At 37.0% G+C, this 12,872-nt stretch carries 15 protein-coding genes; 10 read left to right on the top strand and 5 right to left on the bottom strand.

The annotated features are described in order from the left end of the window. Positions 1-7: 7 nt before the first annotated feature. From WC460_05290 to WC460_05260, 7 genes are all read left to right on the top strand, one after another. Entirely contained in the window at positions 8-943 is a 936-nt protein-coding gene (locus tag WC460_05290) for a PAS domain-containing protein (protein ID MFA5188748.1), read from the top strand. An 8-nt stretch (positions 944-951) separates the two neighbouring features. Then, the gene (locus tag WC460_05285; GenBank protein MFA5188747.1) at positions 952-2,142 is read left to right on the top strand and encodes a histidine kinase N-terminal 7TM domain-containing protein; all 1,191 of its coding nucleotides are present in this window, start codon (positions 952-954) and stop codon (positions 2,140-2,142) included. Positions 2,143-2,249: 107 nt separating this feature from the next. Beyond that, entirely contained in the window at positions 2,250-4,664 is a 2,415-nt protein-coding gene (locus tag WC460_05280; GenBank protein ID MFA5188746.1) for an ATP-binding protein, read from the top strand. Between the two features lie 69 nt (positions 4,665-4,733). Next, a complete protein-coding gene (locus tag WC460_05275) occupies positions 4,734-4,943 on the top strand; it encodes a hypothetical protein (GenBank protein ID MFA5188745.1) in 210 nt (69 codons plus the stop codon). Between the two features lie 75 nt (positions 4,944-5,018). Then, positions 5,019-5,330, top strand: coding sequence for a hypothetical protein (locus tag WC460_05270; GenBank protein MFA5188744.1), 312 nt, complete (start codon positions 5,019-5,021; stop codon positions 5,328-5,330). Positions 5,331-5,402: 72 nt separating this feature from the next. Then, positions 5,403-5,687: a hypothetical protein gene (locus WC460_05265; protein MFA5188743.1), complete on the top strand. Its 285-nt coding sequence runs from the start codon at positions 5,403-5,405 to the stop codon at positions 5,685-5,687. A gap of 177 nt (positions 5,688-5,864) precedes the next feature. Then, entirely contained in the window at positions 5,865-6,812 is a 948-nt protein-coding gene (locus tag WC460_05260) for a phosphotransferase (GenBank protein MFA5188742.1), read from the top strand. Positions 6,813-6,845: 33 nt separating this feature from the next. Here WC460_05260 and WC460_05255 read toward each other — a convergent pair whose 3' ends face one another. From WC460_05255 to WC460_05245, 3 genes are all read right to left on the bottom strand, one after another. After that, on the bottom strand, positions 6,846-7,367 hold the full coding sequence (locus WC460_05255) for a hypothetical protein (GenBank protein ID MFA5188741.1): 522 nt from the start codon (positions 7,365-7,367) through the stop codon (positions 6,846-6,848). A 77-nt stretch (positions 7,368-7,444) separates the two neighbouring features. Continuing rightward, positions 7,445-7,942 carry a GreA/GreB family elongation factor gene (locus tag WC460_05250; GenBank protein MFA5188740.1) on the bottom strand — a complete coding sequence of 166 codons (498 nt, stop codon included), beginning with the start codon at positions 7,940-7,942 and terminating at the stop codon, positions 7,445-7,447. Between the two features lie 79 nt (positions 7,943-8,021). Then, positions 8,022-8,486, bottom strand: coding sequence for a hypothetical protein (locus WC460_05245; protein ID MFA5188739.1), 465 nt, complete (start codon positions 8,484-8,486; stop codon positions 8,022-8,024). A 206-nt stretch (positions 8,487-8,692) separates the two neighbouring features. Here WC460_05245 and WC460_05240 point away from each other — a divergent pair, with 206 nt between their 5' ends. The 3 genes from WC460_05240 to WC460_05230 all read left to right on the top strand — a co-directional run bounded on the left by WC460_05240 (position 8,693) and on the right by WC460_05230 (position 11,931). Then, entirely contained in the window at positions 8,693-9,523 is an 831-nt protein-coding gene (locus tag WC460_05240; GenBank protein MFA5188738.1) for a Bro-N domain-containing protein, read from the top strand. A 6-nt stretch (positions 9,524-9,529) separates the two neighbouring features. Further along, complete coding sequence (gene uvrB, locus WC460_05235) at positions 9,530-11,455, top strand: excinuclease ABC subunit UvrB (protein ID MFA5188737.1); 1,926 nt, start codon at positions 9,530-9,532, stop codon at positions 11,453-11,455. 152 nt (positions 11,456-11,607) lie between these two features. Next, entirely contained in the window at positions 11,608-11,931 is a 324-nt protein-coding gene (locus WC460_05230) for a hypothetical protein (protein ID MFA5188736.1), read from the top strand. 66 nt (positions 11,932-11,997) lie between these two features. On the opposite strand, the gene WC460_05225 is transcribed toward WC460_05230, so the two are convergent. Then, positions 11,998-12,315, bottom strand: a complete 318-nt coding sequence (locus WC460_05225; protein MFA5188735.1) for a hypothetical protein — start codon at positions 12,313-12,315, stop codon at positions 11,998-12,000. 79 nt (positions 12,316-12,394) lie between these two features. Continuing rightward, positions 12,395-12,706 (bottom strand): hypothetical protein, encoded by a 312-nt coding sequence (locus WC460_05220; protein ID MFA5188734.1) that lies wholly within the window; start codon positions 12,704-12,706, stop codon positions 12,395-12,397. Positions 12,707-12,872: the final 166 nt, after the last annotated feature.

Here is a 12,872-nt window from a genome sequence, read left to right as displayed (position 1 = left end):
GATATTTATGGAAGCGCCGGTAAATAATAACAAAACTTTCGCCAAAAATAAAAAAAACCAAGCTGATTTGCAGGAAAAAGCTTTTGTTACTAATTCTTTAGTAAGATTTTATAGCGCTACTGAACATTCATTTTCCGGCATTTTTATCTTGGATAAAAATTTTAACATAGTTTACCTCAATGAAGCGGCTGCAAAAAACCATGGCCGCGCCAGGACAGAAATTACCGCCCAAAATTTTTTTGAATTTATTAAATATTCGCCAAGCGCGCAAAAAGAAAAAATCCTGGACAGCTTAAAAGAAGGGAGTTGGGAGGGTAAGATTCAAATAAATGAAACTGATAAAAGCAAAGCCTTCCAATTTTTTATTAATAACCTGCCCAAATCAAATGACGAGAAATATTTTTTAGTGATTGAAAATGAACTTTTTGATTCAACATTCGCGGCTCAAAAGGTAAAAGAATCAGAAGAAAGGTATAAGGTGCTGTTTGAAGCCAGTGCCGATGGCATACTTATTGCGGACATTGAAACAAAAAAATTTATTGATGCAAACCCGGCTATCTGCAAAATACTGGAGTACTCGCGGCAAGAGCTGATTGGCTTGGGTCTTAAAGACATTCATCCCCCGGATAAAATAATAGATATTGTGGCCGAGTTTGAGGCTCAAGCCAGGGGAGATAAAACATTGGCGGAAAATATTCCTTGTGTAAAAAAGAGCGGGAAAATCATTTATTGCGATATTAATACGAGTTTGATTATGGTTGAAGGAAAAAAATGCAACGTTGGCTTTTTCAGAGATGTCAGTCTGCGTAAAAAAATAGACGAAGAGACAAAGGAGAAGAATTTAGAATTGGAAAAATTCAATAAACTGATTGTCAGCCGTGAATTTAAAATGATTGAGCTGAAAAATAAAATTAAAAAGCTGGAAAGCCATTTTAAAAAATAACTAAAAAAATGCATATATATTTGTTTCAAAACCCTTACGTCATTTTGCCTTTTATGGGCTTTTTTGCCAATGTAATTTTGGCAATATATATTCTTTCAAAAAATTCTTCCAACTTGGAAAATAGATTATACGGCTTATTCGCTTCAACATTGGCTATTTGGTCAGCAGCCGATTATTTTCAATTTTCTTCAGATTCTGGCCAGGACGCTTTATTTTGGGCTAGAATCAGCACCATTTGTGCCGGCTTGGCTGCTTTTTTCCTGCTTTTATTTTTTTTAGAATTTGTAAAAAATAAATTAGCCAGGAAAAAAATAGCGGTTGCTGTTTTATTATTGCCTGTTCTTTTTTTTTCAATCATGGATTGGCAATTTAATGCAGTTACAGAATCTGTGCGTCTATCCTGGTGGGGCTATGAATCAGCAGGCGGAGTTTTATTTGGAGCATACGTCATTTATATATTGCTATGCACGATAGCCGGGCTTTTTTTGGGTTACAGATTTTATAAGCGATCAAAGAACTTTAATGAGAAAAAACAGGCAAAATTAATGATCCTGGCCATAAGCATTCTGCTTGTAGGGGGAACATTTACGGAAATTATTCCTCAATTATTTAATTTTAGCATGATACCTTTAACCTCGTCCTTGACTACCTGCACTGTAATAATTATCGCTTATGCGATCGGCAAATATAAATTGATGTCTATCTCTTCTGCCATTGCCGCAGAGACAATAATTAATGCCATGTCTGATTCCCTTTTCGTTTTAGGGGCTGAGCAAGCAATAATGCTGGTTAATCCAGCGACTTTGAAACTTCTTGGGTATGAAAAAGATGAGTTATATGGCAAAAGTGTAAATTTTATATTTGCCACTCGTGATTTTTTTAAAAAAAATATCCTGGCAGAGCTCTTGGAAAAAGGCGAGCTCTATAATTTTCAAGCCTTTTATTTATCAAAAGCGCGCAAGCAAATCCCTGTCAGTTTGAATTTAAAGATCATTAAGAATAAGGCAAAACAGCTGATTGGAATAGTCGGCATAGCCAGGGATATAACGGAACAAAAAAAATCAGAAGAAGAACTCAAGAAAAAGAATGAGGATCTTGAGCTTTTTAATAAAATAGCTGTGGGCAGGGAGCTTAAGATGATAGATTTAAAGAAAAAGATCGCAGAGCTAGAGAAATCAATAAAAAAGGATAATTTATAATCTTAAAAATACAAAAATTATCGGATTAAAAATCCAAAAGAAAAAAAGCAGAAATTATGCGCAAACAAGAAAATAGCCTAATTTTATTTATTTAAAAATTTCTATCTGTGAAAATTATATATAAGCTGATAATTATAGTTGTATTAGCCACGCTGCTCGCTTCTGGCGCTGGCACTTTTTTATTTTTTTATGTCGGACAAAAGTCGGTTTTGGAAAGATTCGGCGAACAATTAAAAAGCGTTGCAATTTTAAAAGAAAACCAAATACATTATTTTGTTCATGAACAGCGCTTCAAGGTGGAAGAAACTGGCGCAGACTTGATGGCTATGCTTGCAACGGAAAACGAGGCAACAAAAACAGATAGAAAAATTTCAGACAAGGCTCCTGATTTTCATGATGTTCGTTTTTTAAATTTTTTAAAGCGAAATTTGAGCTTTTGCCGGCATTTCAGAGAGTTTTTTATTTTAGATCTTAGCGGCTTGGCCGTCGTGTCTACTGACAATCTGCAGGAAAATAAGAATTTTAGCGATAAAGATTATTATTTAAACGGCTTAAAAGCCGTATATGTCAGCAATTTTTATTATGTCCAGGACACAAAAAAGACCGGGCTCACAATTTCAATGCCTTTGACAAATAATGAAAATGTTACGATTGGGGTATTGGTTGGCGTAATAGATTTGCAGGGAATTTCTGAAATAATGTCAGAACGCGCTGGTTTGGGCATTTCAGGCGAGACGTTTTTGGTCAATAATTATCATTTTCCCATAACCGCTCTAAAATTTACGACCAAAGAGGCAATGCCTGTTCCTATTTCAACTGATCCTGTCAATTATTGTTTGAATGGAAATTCAGGCCAGATTTATGCCAAAGACTATAGGGGAGTAAATGTCATTGCCGTTTATAATTGGCTGGAAGATTTTGATGCCTGTCTTATAGCTAAATATGACCGTAATGAAGCACTCGCGCTGTTTTACGATTTGACGGAAAAAATCATCTTTTTTTCAATCCTAATTATTTTTCTTGTGATCCTCCTTGGTTATTTATTGCTAAAAACGATTGTTGACCCCATTAAAAAATTGCGAGATGGCGTGCAGATTATAAAAAATGGCGACTTGGACCATCGTGTCGGCACAGAGTCAAATGATGAAATCGGGCATTTATCCAGAGATTTTGATAAAATGACATCTGCGATAAAAGAATCACGTGTGGAGATAAATAGAAAGGTTGAAGATCAAACCAAAGAAATAATTCGGAAAAATAATGATATTGAAAAACAAAGGCTGGCTATTTTAAATGTTTTGGAAGACGTTTCTCAAGAGAGGGACCAGTCAACCAAAGAAAGGGACAAGATAGATACGATTTTAAAAAGTTTAGGCGACGGGGTTTTGGTTGTGGATAATGAACAGAAAGTAGAATTTTTAAATCCTGCGGCAGAAGAATTGACCGGCTGGAGCTTGGCTGCGGCTCAAGGAACTTTTGCGGAAAAAGTTTTCAATATCTATGATGAAGCAAGCATGAAAAAGCGTGAATCACCAATAGCAGCCGCTTTAAAAACAGGCAAAATATCTATTTTGTCAAACCATACTGTGCTCAAAACCAAAGACGGACAGATAATTCCTATTGCTGACAGTGCGGCGCCGGTTAAAGATAGCGAAAACAATATTAACGGTGCGGTCTTGGTTTTTCGCGACATGATTCAAGAAAGGATTAACGAGGAAAAAATTATCCATGCTAAAGCATCATTGGAGGAATTAAACAAGGAGTTGGATTTAAAAGTTGAGCAAAAAACAAAAGAGTTACGCAAAGCCTTTGATGAATTAAAGGGGCTGGATGCCATGAAGGATGAATTTTTAAATATTTCCGCTCATGAGTTAAAGACGCCTTTGACTTCAATTATCGGCCTGTCGCAGTTAATAATGCTTAAAAAACAGGGCGGTGTAAATATTAAGCAGAAAAAGAGCTTAAGTATAATTTTTAATGAAGCGAACAGACTTTTGGGCATAATAAAAAAAATATTAGGCATTACCAGGATTGAAGCCAAAAAGGCAATTTTTAACATGCAAAAAATGGATGTTTGCCAGCTCGTGCCCAAAGTTATAGAAAGCTTGCAATCTTTGGCAAAAAATAATGACGTGTCTATTGTCCACAAATGCTCAAGCAGCAGGGCGCTTGTCAGTGCGGATCCAGATAGAATTCAAGAGGTGATTTATAATTTAATTGATAATGCCCTGAAATTCAGCCCTCCCAAAAGCAAAATATTCGTTTCCAGCGAGATTGAGAAGGGACTGTTTATTTTTTCAGTCAAAGATCAGGGCCCAGGCATTGACCCTAATAAAAAAGATAAACTTTTTCAAAAATTTTCCCAGCTTGATACCGGCTTTGCCAGAAAACAGGAAGGGACTGGTTTGGGACTGTATATTTGTAAAATTATTTTAGAAAACATGAAGGGTAAAATCTGGGTTGAATCTGTGCCAGGCCAAGGTGCGACCTTTAAATTCAGCCTGCCCTTGGCAAAAAAATAAATTTGATTTTTTATTTGAATATAGTAAGATAAGATATAGTTGGCAATATCAATCAATGAGGAGGGAATAATGAGCGAGGAAGTGAGTTTAACGCCTGAAGAAGAACAAATGTGCGCTGGGTTAGAGCAAAGGCATAGTGAGGCAGGCAGCTGGTGCTGGGTGGATGGGAATTCGGAAAGGTTTAATGGCTTTAAAACACCGGCAGAGGCTCTGCTCCATGCCAAGAAAAACAAGGCTGTGCCGCCAATCATACTCAGCCCGTTAAAAACAAAAGTTTAAGCCAATTTTTTTAAGCGCAAGCGGCCATAAAAAGCCGCTTTTATTTTTTGACCATTGACATTTTTGCTTATTATTATGATGATTAATAATCATAAAAGGAGGCGTTTAATGAAATGTCAGGAATTTGTCTGCGGAGCCTGTGGCGGAAAATTGGTTAAAGTCAGAACTGGCAGATTTAATCGGGCAATTTATAATTGCCAGCAATGCCAGGCAAATGAATTATACGAGTGTACAATTTGCCATAAACCCAGGCAGATTTGGGCCAATGAAGATAAAACAATCTGCGCTTTTTGTTTCTTGAATTATTTAGATGGCAAGGTCAGATTAAAGCCAAGCCAGGTTTACATGATTAGGGAATGGAAAAATAAGACCAGGTTTATAAAATAACCGCTATTTGGAAGGTAGCGGTTTTTTCTTTATGGCAGTATAATAATAGTATCTAATTCTTAATTTAAAAGTATGACTACTGTAAAAAAAGTAGACATAATGTCTATGGCCAAAGTCCATGCTGTCATTGCTGCAATTTTTGGCCTGATTTTGGGCATTATAGTTGCTTTATTCAGCGGGCTTATCGGTTCAATGGGCGGCAGATATATGGGTGGCTGGGGCGTTGCTTCTATTATTATCACCCCGATTATCTATGCTGTCATGGGCTTTATTTGTGGAGCAATAATCGCAGCCTTGTACAATCTAGTTGCTGGCTGGATCGGCGGGATTAAAGTTGAATTGGAAGAAAAGAAATAGAATTTTAATAAAAGTATTTAAAACCGCTTCGCTTAAACGGGGCGGTTTTTATTTTTGGATAAAAATGATAAGCTGTTAGTATGATACGAATGTACCTGCCTGCCGGCAGGCAGGCTAATATTATACAAATAATACCAATTAGTATTATTAGAAGCCAATTAGTAAATTAGTAACAATATGAAATTTGAACAACCAGAAATAATTAATTTATTAAACCAATATAATATTGGCCAGATTAAAGCTATTGAACCGATTCAAACCAGCGGCAATTTTAGTTTTTTAGTTACCACAGATTTGGGCCAATATTTTTTGCGTTTGTGCGGGGAAAGAAACAGATTTAGGAGTAAAGAAGAAATTGAAGGCGAATTAGATTTGCTGGATAAATTAAAAGTTAATAATTTCCCGGTTATTGACTATTTGAAGACTAAAACTGGGGAACGGGTTGTAAGCTTAGAAAATCATAATGGTTATTTTAGGAAATATTTGACAGGCGATTTTGTGCAAGGTAATCCTACAGATAAACAATTAACCGAAGTGGGGAAATTTTTGGGTCAATATCATAATATAGTAGAAAATTACAAAATTGAGAAAAGAAAGAATATAAATTTGGGTTTAGAAAAGACAAGAAAATTTTTTGCGGAACATAAGGAAGAAATTTTACAAAGTAATTTTAAGGAAGCGGATAAATTTGTAGAAGTTTTTAATGAAGAAATAGTTAAATTAAATTTTCCAGAAGATTTGCCCCAAGGCATGCTCCATGAGGATTTGGGAAAGCGCCATGTGATTTGGCAAGGCGATAAGATAGCGGCCATTATTGATTTTGATCGTTCATATTTCGGATCTTTGATTTTAGATTTAGGCCAAGCCTTGCGAGGCTGGTGTTTTAAAGATAATTGGCAAAAGTGGAGCAAAGATAATACCAGAATACTTTTAGCTGGCTATGAAACTGAAAGGAAGCTAAGTGATTTGGAAAAAGAATATTTAGTGCCAGCAATTAAATTTGCGATTTTGGAAAGGGCATTGTCTTTTTGTTTAAAATATATTTACTCTGATAATCCTGATCAAGAGGACGAAAAGTTTAGCCGAGATAGTTTGTTCCGACAGATTAAACAAATAAAAATTTAAAAGGAGCCAGTGTAATAACTGACTCCTTTTTGACTAAAATTTTTTAAAAGTGAAGGAGATTTTTGCGCCAATGCCTTTGGGAATGACCAAAAAGGTTTTGATTCTCGAAGCTTTGAGGGCAATTAAGTCTTCACTAATGGTTTGCCCACGCTTGGGAAAATGCTGCCAGAAATATTTTATAATTCCAGGCAGATTGCGCCAATCTTGCGGCTGGCCAGTACCGAAATTGCAATTAAGGTCAGGGTCCCAGGCGTATTTACCATTCTCAAACCAGATGCGCATGCGGCTGAGCCAGTAGCGCAAATGAGTGAACCAACCAGGCAGCACATAAAGCACCAGGTCATAGACAGGCAAGGGGTAGACGGCCATAGCTGTTGGCCCGTGTACATCCTCCAGAAAGTAGTAGTCCCATGGCGAAAATTCCCTGGACAATTCTGCCCGATCATGATCCAGGTCAAGAAAGATTGCATCGGGTATTGGCGGATGAATCTTATCCAGCCATTTAAGCAGACTGCTTTTACCGGTAACTCCCAATCCTGTTATTAATATTTTCAATCTACTACCTCCTTTATTGTTTGATTTATTAATTTATCATTATTTTTGGCGCTTGTCAAGCTATTGTACTATACTATTTATTCTATTTTAATAATTTTGTACTTTAAATTTTGGCCATTAATTTCAATTTCCACCTCGTCGTTTAATTTATGGCCAAGCAAGGCCGCGCCAATGGGAGAGAGGTGTGAAATTATGCCCTTTTGCGGATTTGTTTCCTGGGAGCCCAGGATTTGAAAATTTTTCTGCGCGCCGTTTACTTCTATGGTCACTTGGCTGCCCAATTGCACGCACTCGCCCGGCGCGCAATCAATAATAATGGCATTGTTTAACTTGTCCTGCAAAATCAAAATGCGATTATTAATACTGCGCAATTTACCTTTAGCCATTTGATAAGCCGCATTTTCCGAAAAATCACCGAGCTTGGCATGCTCGGCAACCTCATTAGACGCAGCCGGTCGGGCAATTTTAATTAATCGTTCAAGTTCTTTCCTCATTTCCTCAGCTTTTTGGCTGGTGATGTGCGGGTCATAATTGCCTTGGCTGTTATTTTCAGATTTTCGTTTGGATATTTGCATAAATTTATAAGAGAATTATAGCATGGCAAGTTTTTTATAAAAAGAAGAGACTCGCTGATCCGAGTCTCTTGTGGTCTAGTCATTTTGTTAATTCAGAGATTTTTTTGCTTACTTGCTGTAAATTTTGCGGATGTATCGTTGCGTGTAGGCTTTTCACTGGAAAAGGCAAAACACTTAAGTACCAACCCCAGGTTGGCTTTTCTTCTGACGCTTCAATTTTTTCAGCGTAAGATTCAGGCGCGACTTTGTGAGCGTGAAGCGACGCAGCGATCCTTTTTCGGAAATTTTCTCTTGTATCTCCAGGATCTTCCTCGTCAGGTTTGGTAAAGTCCACTAAATATAAGAGAAGACCGATTTTTTCAGTAAATTGAAAATGCAATCTTATCTTATGATTGAGATTAACTCCGACTTCAACCAGGTTGGTTAGTATTTTGGGGAATGGTACCTCCACACCATCACCGAGATCAATTCTGGTTTTTTTTAAAGTTCCCATGGCTGTTGTCAACAAGGCCATATTCTGTATTTCTACAATTTCAGGGTTCATGTCATCCTCCTTTGTTTGTTTGATTTTTAATATTATATGCCTCAAGGATATTTGTCAAGCACATTAAGTTTTGTTAAGCTTAAAGTATAAAATTCAATTAAAAATCAACTATGAAATTAGAAAAATGGGAAGAATTAGCACAAGAGATTGTTTTTGAAGTAAATCGGCTTATTAAACTAATCTTAAGATATTGATATAATAATACTATGGATTCAACAAAAATTGTTTTATTTAAAGACAAAAAAATAAGAAGAACGCTATTTGATAATGAGTGGTGGTTTTCGGTTATTGATGTTATTGAAGCATTAACAGATAGCGTCAATCCCAATGATTATTGGTATAAAATGAAAATTCGGGTTAAAGCTGATGATGAAGTTGAGTTATCGACAATCTGTCGACAACTGAAATTATTGGCTAATGACGGCAAAAATTATCAAACAGATTGCGCTGATACAGAAGGTATATTTCGTATCATTCAATCAATTCCTTCGCCCAAAGCCGAACCATTCAAACGTTGGTTGGCTCGTGTGGGCTATGAACGGGTGCAGGAAATTGAAAATCCAGAACTGGCGACTAAAAGGACTAGATTGCTCTATAAGCTCAAAGGCTATCCTGATGGCTGGATTGAAAAGCGAATGCGCGGCATTGCTATTCGCGAGGAATTAACTGATGAATGGTCAAAACGCGGCGCCGAGGAACAAAAAGATTATGAAATCTTAACCGCGGAAATATCTAAAGCAACCTTTGGCATTACGCCAACAGAATATAAGGAGTTGAAAAGTTTAAAAAGGGAAAATTTACGCGACCATATGGATGATTTGGAATTAATTTTTACCATGCTGGGCGAAAGGGCTACTACGGAAATTCACCGGACAGAAGAGTCTTCAGGTGTCGCCAAATTAAAGAACGATGCCAAAACAGGCGGTAAGATTGCCGGTGGTGCCAGAAAACAATTGGAAAAGCGTTTAAAGCGGCCAATTGTTTCTAAAAATAATTTTTTGGGCAAGAAAGAAATGCCAAAAGAATTAGAAGAGTAAATAGTTATGAAATTCAAACTCAAAACAACCTACAAACCTACAGGAGATCAACCTTCCGCAATAAAGAAACTTGAGGAGGGATTTTTAAAGTACCCGCAACAGACTTTGCTTGGTGTAACTGGTTCTGGCAAAACTTTTACCATGGCCAACCTAATTCAGAAAGTCCAGCGGCCGACTTTGGTTTTAGCGCATAATAAAACTTTGGCTGGGCAATTGTATGAAGAATTTAAAGAATTTTTTCCTGAAAATAAGGTTTGTTATTTTATTTCTTATTATGATTATTACCAGCCGGAAAGTTATGTGCCTTCAACAGATACATATATTGAAAAAGATACAGCAGTGAATGAAAAAATTGAGGAGTTCCGTTTGGAAGCCGCGTCCTCAGTGGTTTCACGCGAAGATGTGATTGTGGTGGCGTCTGTTTCCTGTATCTATGGCTTGGGTGATCCTAATGAATATAAACAAGGTATTTTTACAATAAATGTGGGTCGTGAATTGGGCCGCGATAATTTAATTAAAGCCCTGGTTCAGATTCAGTTTGAACGCAATGATACTGATTTGCGTTCTGGCAGATTTCGCGTGCGCGGCAATACCATTGATTTAATTCAAGGTTATGGCCGGAATATTTTTAGAATAAATTTTAAGGGTGAGACGATTGAATCTATTAAAGTTATTGAGCCGATTAATTTAAAAGTCCTGGAAGAAATTGATAAGCTGGATATTTTTCCTGCTTCGCCTTTTATGACATCCAAAGATTCAATTGAACGCGCTTTAAAATCAATTGCAGCAGAACTTAAAGAAGTTTTACCAACTTTACCCCAGCTGGAAGCGCATCGTTTAGAAAAACGCACTAAATATGATATGGAAATGATCCGCGAACTTGGCTATTGCAAGGGCATTGAAAATTATTCGCGCCATTTTGATGGCCGCGCGCCTGGTGAGCCGCCAAAAACTTTACTGGACTTTTTTCCTGAAGATTTTTTATTTATTATTGATGAATCACATCAATCTTTGCCCCAGGTTCATGGCATGTATAAAGGAGATAAATCCAGGAAGCAAAATTTAATTGACAATGGTTTTCGTTTACCCTCAGCTTATGATAACCGGCCTTTAAAATTTGAAGAATTTGAAAGATATTTAAAACATGTGGTCTATACTTCTGCTACGCCTTCAGATTATGAGACAAGAAATTCTGGGCAGGTTGTTGAACAGATCATTAGACCAACGGGCTTAATTGATCCGGAAATTTTTGTCAGGCCTAGCGCAGGGCAAATGGATGATTTGATTGCAGAAATTAAAAAGACGATTGAAATGGGCAATCGCACCTTGGTGACGACTTTAACCAAGCAAATGGCAGAAGATTTGACTGATTATTTTTTGAAAAAAGATTTGAAGGTTAATTATATGCATTCTGAAGTTGACACTTTGGAGCGCACAGAAATAATTGCTGACTTGCGCCGTGGTAAATATGATGTTTTAGTAGGCATTAATTTACTGCGTGAGGGGTTAGACATTCCTGAAGTTGGATTGGTAGCAATTTTAGATGCTGATAAGGAATCATTTCTACGCGATGCCCGTTCATTAATCCAAACCATTGGTCGTGCCAGCCGCAATGTTGATTCTTATGTTTTAATGTACGCGGATAATATGACTGGCTCAATGAAAGAGGCAATCAGAGAAACTAATCGTCGCCGCAAGATTCAGGTGGAATATAATGAAAAGCATGGCATTACTCCAGCTTCAATTATTAAAGCCATTAAAGAAAAACCAGCCACGATTAAAAAAGAAGCTGATAAGTTTGGATTAAAGAAGGTCGGTTCATTAGAAGAATTAATTATTGAAATGGAAACACAAATGCAGATCGCGGCCGAGAATCTTGACTTTGAAAGGGCAATTGAAATTCGTGATGAGATAAGAAAACTAAGTAGTTAATTATTGGAATTTACCCTCCGAAGCTCTGAAGGAGCGAAGGAGGGGATTTTGAGAAAGCTATAGAAATTCGGGATGAGATAAGGAAGTTAAACAGCTAGGCTTGACAGAAATTAGATTTATTGTTTATTATAGATGAAAGGAGGTTGTTAATTATGGATGGAAATCAAGGATTAATTGCAGTCCTAATGAAATTGTCAGAAAAGATAAAAAATCGCGAGATTTCTTGCCGACAATTGCAAAAGGCTATTGATCAGCGTCTGATAGTTGTTAAGGATCAGCCACAGACTCATGATGACCCTGATGTGAATAAAGCCTTAGCTGAAGTAGCATCTGAATTTGCCGAATCCTGGGACATCAATCATGTCAAAATTGGTATGGATATACTTTGGGAATTTGGGTATGGAGTGGCGACAGGGACTTTTGGTCAAGAATTTCTTAGAAATTTCATTGACCAGTGTGAAAAAGAAGAAAAATAGATAAAAGACAAAACGTGATAATAAAAAAGGACTCAGTGAGTCCTTTTTTTTATTATAAATAATTTTTTAACCTGAACCGAAAAGAATTACGGGGAAAGCTACGCCATGTGGGACATTGCCAAAAAAGCAAGGTATTGGCGTAGGGACAAAAAGGCCTGCCAGCCAGATGCCTCTTGGCAGCTGACGTATCATGTAAAGTCCAGGAACTGGAGGTCCTACGGCAATTAGGAAACTGGCAGTATTTGTACAGAGACCTATTATTGTGCCTGGACCAGCAAAAGGAACTTGCGCAGCTACTGGCCTGACACTTAAAACCGAATTAATAACCAGACTTAAAGATAAAAGCAGGGTAAAAAGCGCAATAAGTTTGACAAAGTTTTTCATGCCTTAATTATAACAAAATTTTGAGAAATTTAAAAAGGGGACTCGGATGAATCCCCCTTAATATTTTTTGAAAATATTTTTAGGCAGCCACGGGTTGATAAGGCGCCGCGATCAGATCCTGATCGATTATTGGCTGCGCTATTTTTATTTCTTCGGTCTCTATTAATGTTCTTTTTGCTCCCAATAGGGAGTTTTTAAATTTTTCCTCTGCCTGTTGGCAGTTTTGGGCAAATACGATTGATTCGTGGATTTTACCGAAACGGTCAGAACTCGTGATAATATATTCATTTTTTCCGTCCAATAGTGGTCTCTCGTCTTCGTCGTTCATCTTTTTATGCAGTTCTTTAGCCATGGTAACTCCTTTGAGGCATTTTTGTAGGGAATATTGCATTATAGCATATTTGGTTATAATTGTCAATAGTTTATTGAGAGATAGCGTCCCCTTTTGCGACTGCTAAGAATATTGGATTTTCTCTAAGGTTGGAAGAATATCAGGAATTATCCTATTCTTAAGGGGATAATTCATTAAAATTACCGTTATTATGACAAAAAAAACG

The organism is Patescibacteria group bacterium (assembly GCA_041651155.1).
In the GTDB taxonomy this organism is placed as follows: Bacteria; Patescibacteriota; Patescibacteriia; order CAIXNZ01; family CAIXNZ01; genus JAPLYF01.
Note: the sequence above shows the minus strand (reverse complement) of the source record. Positions and strands in the feature narration are given on the sequence as shown.

Excerpts from the sequence above, each read along its gene's own strand:
- WC460_05240 (MFA5188738.1), top strand. The coding sequence starts at position 8,693 with ATGGATTCAACAAAAATTGTTTTATTTAAAGACAAAAAAATAAGAAGA.
- uvrB (MFA5188737.1), top strand. The coding sequence starts at position 9,530 with ATGAAATTCAAACTCAAAACAACCTACAAACCTACAGGAGATCAACCT.
- WC460_05275 (MFA5188745.1), top strand. The coding sequence starts at position 4,734 with ATGAGCGAGGAAGTGAGTTTAACGCCTGAAGAAGAACAAATGTGCGCT.
- WC460_05270 (MFA5188744.1), top strand. The coding sequence starts at position 5,019 with ATGATGATTAATAATCATAAAAGGAGGCGTTTAATGAAATGTCAGGAA.
- WC460_05230 (MFA5188736.1), top strand. The coding sequence starts at position 11,608 with ATGGATGGAAATCAAGGATTAATTGCAGTCCTAATGAAATTGTCAGAA.
- WC460_05290 (MFA5188748.1), top strand. The coding sequence starts at position 8 with ATGGAAGCGCCGGTAAATAATAACAAAACTTTCGCCAAAAATAAAAAA.
- WC460_05245 (MFA5188739.1), bottom strand. The coding sequence starts at position 8,486 with ATGAACCCTGAAATTGTAGAAATACAGAATATGGCCTTGTTGACAACA.
- WC460_05225 (MFA5188735.1), bottom strand. The coding sequence starts at position 12,315 with ATGAAAAACTTTGTCAAACTTATTGCGCTTTTTACCCTGCTTTTATCT.
- WC460_05285 (MFA5188747.1), top strand. The coding sequence starts at position 952 with ATGCATATATATTTGTTTCAAAACCCTTACGTCATTTTGCCTTTTATG.
- WC460_05265 (MFA5188743.1), top strand. The coding sequence starts at position 5,403 with ATGACTACTGTAAAAAAAGTAGACATAATGTCTATGGCCAAAGTCCAT.
- WC460_05220 (MFA5188734.1), bottom strand. The coding sequence starts at position 12,706 with ATGCAATATTCCCTACAAAAATGCCTCAAAGGAGTTACCATGGCTAAA.
- WC460_05250 (MFA5188740.1), bottom strand. The coding sequence starts at position 7,942 with ATGCAAATATCCAAACGAAAATCTGAAAATAACAGCCAAGGCAATTAT.
- WC460_05260 (MFA5188742.1), top strand. The coding sequence starts at position 5,865 with ATGAAATTTGAACAACCAGAAATAATTAATTTATTAAACCAATATAAT.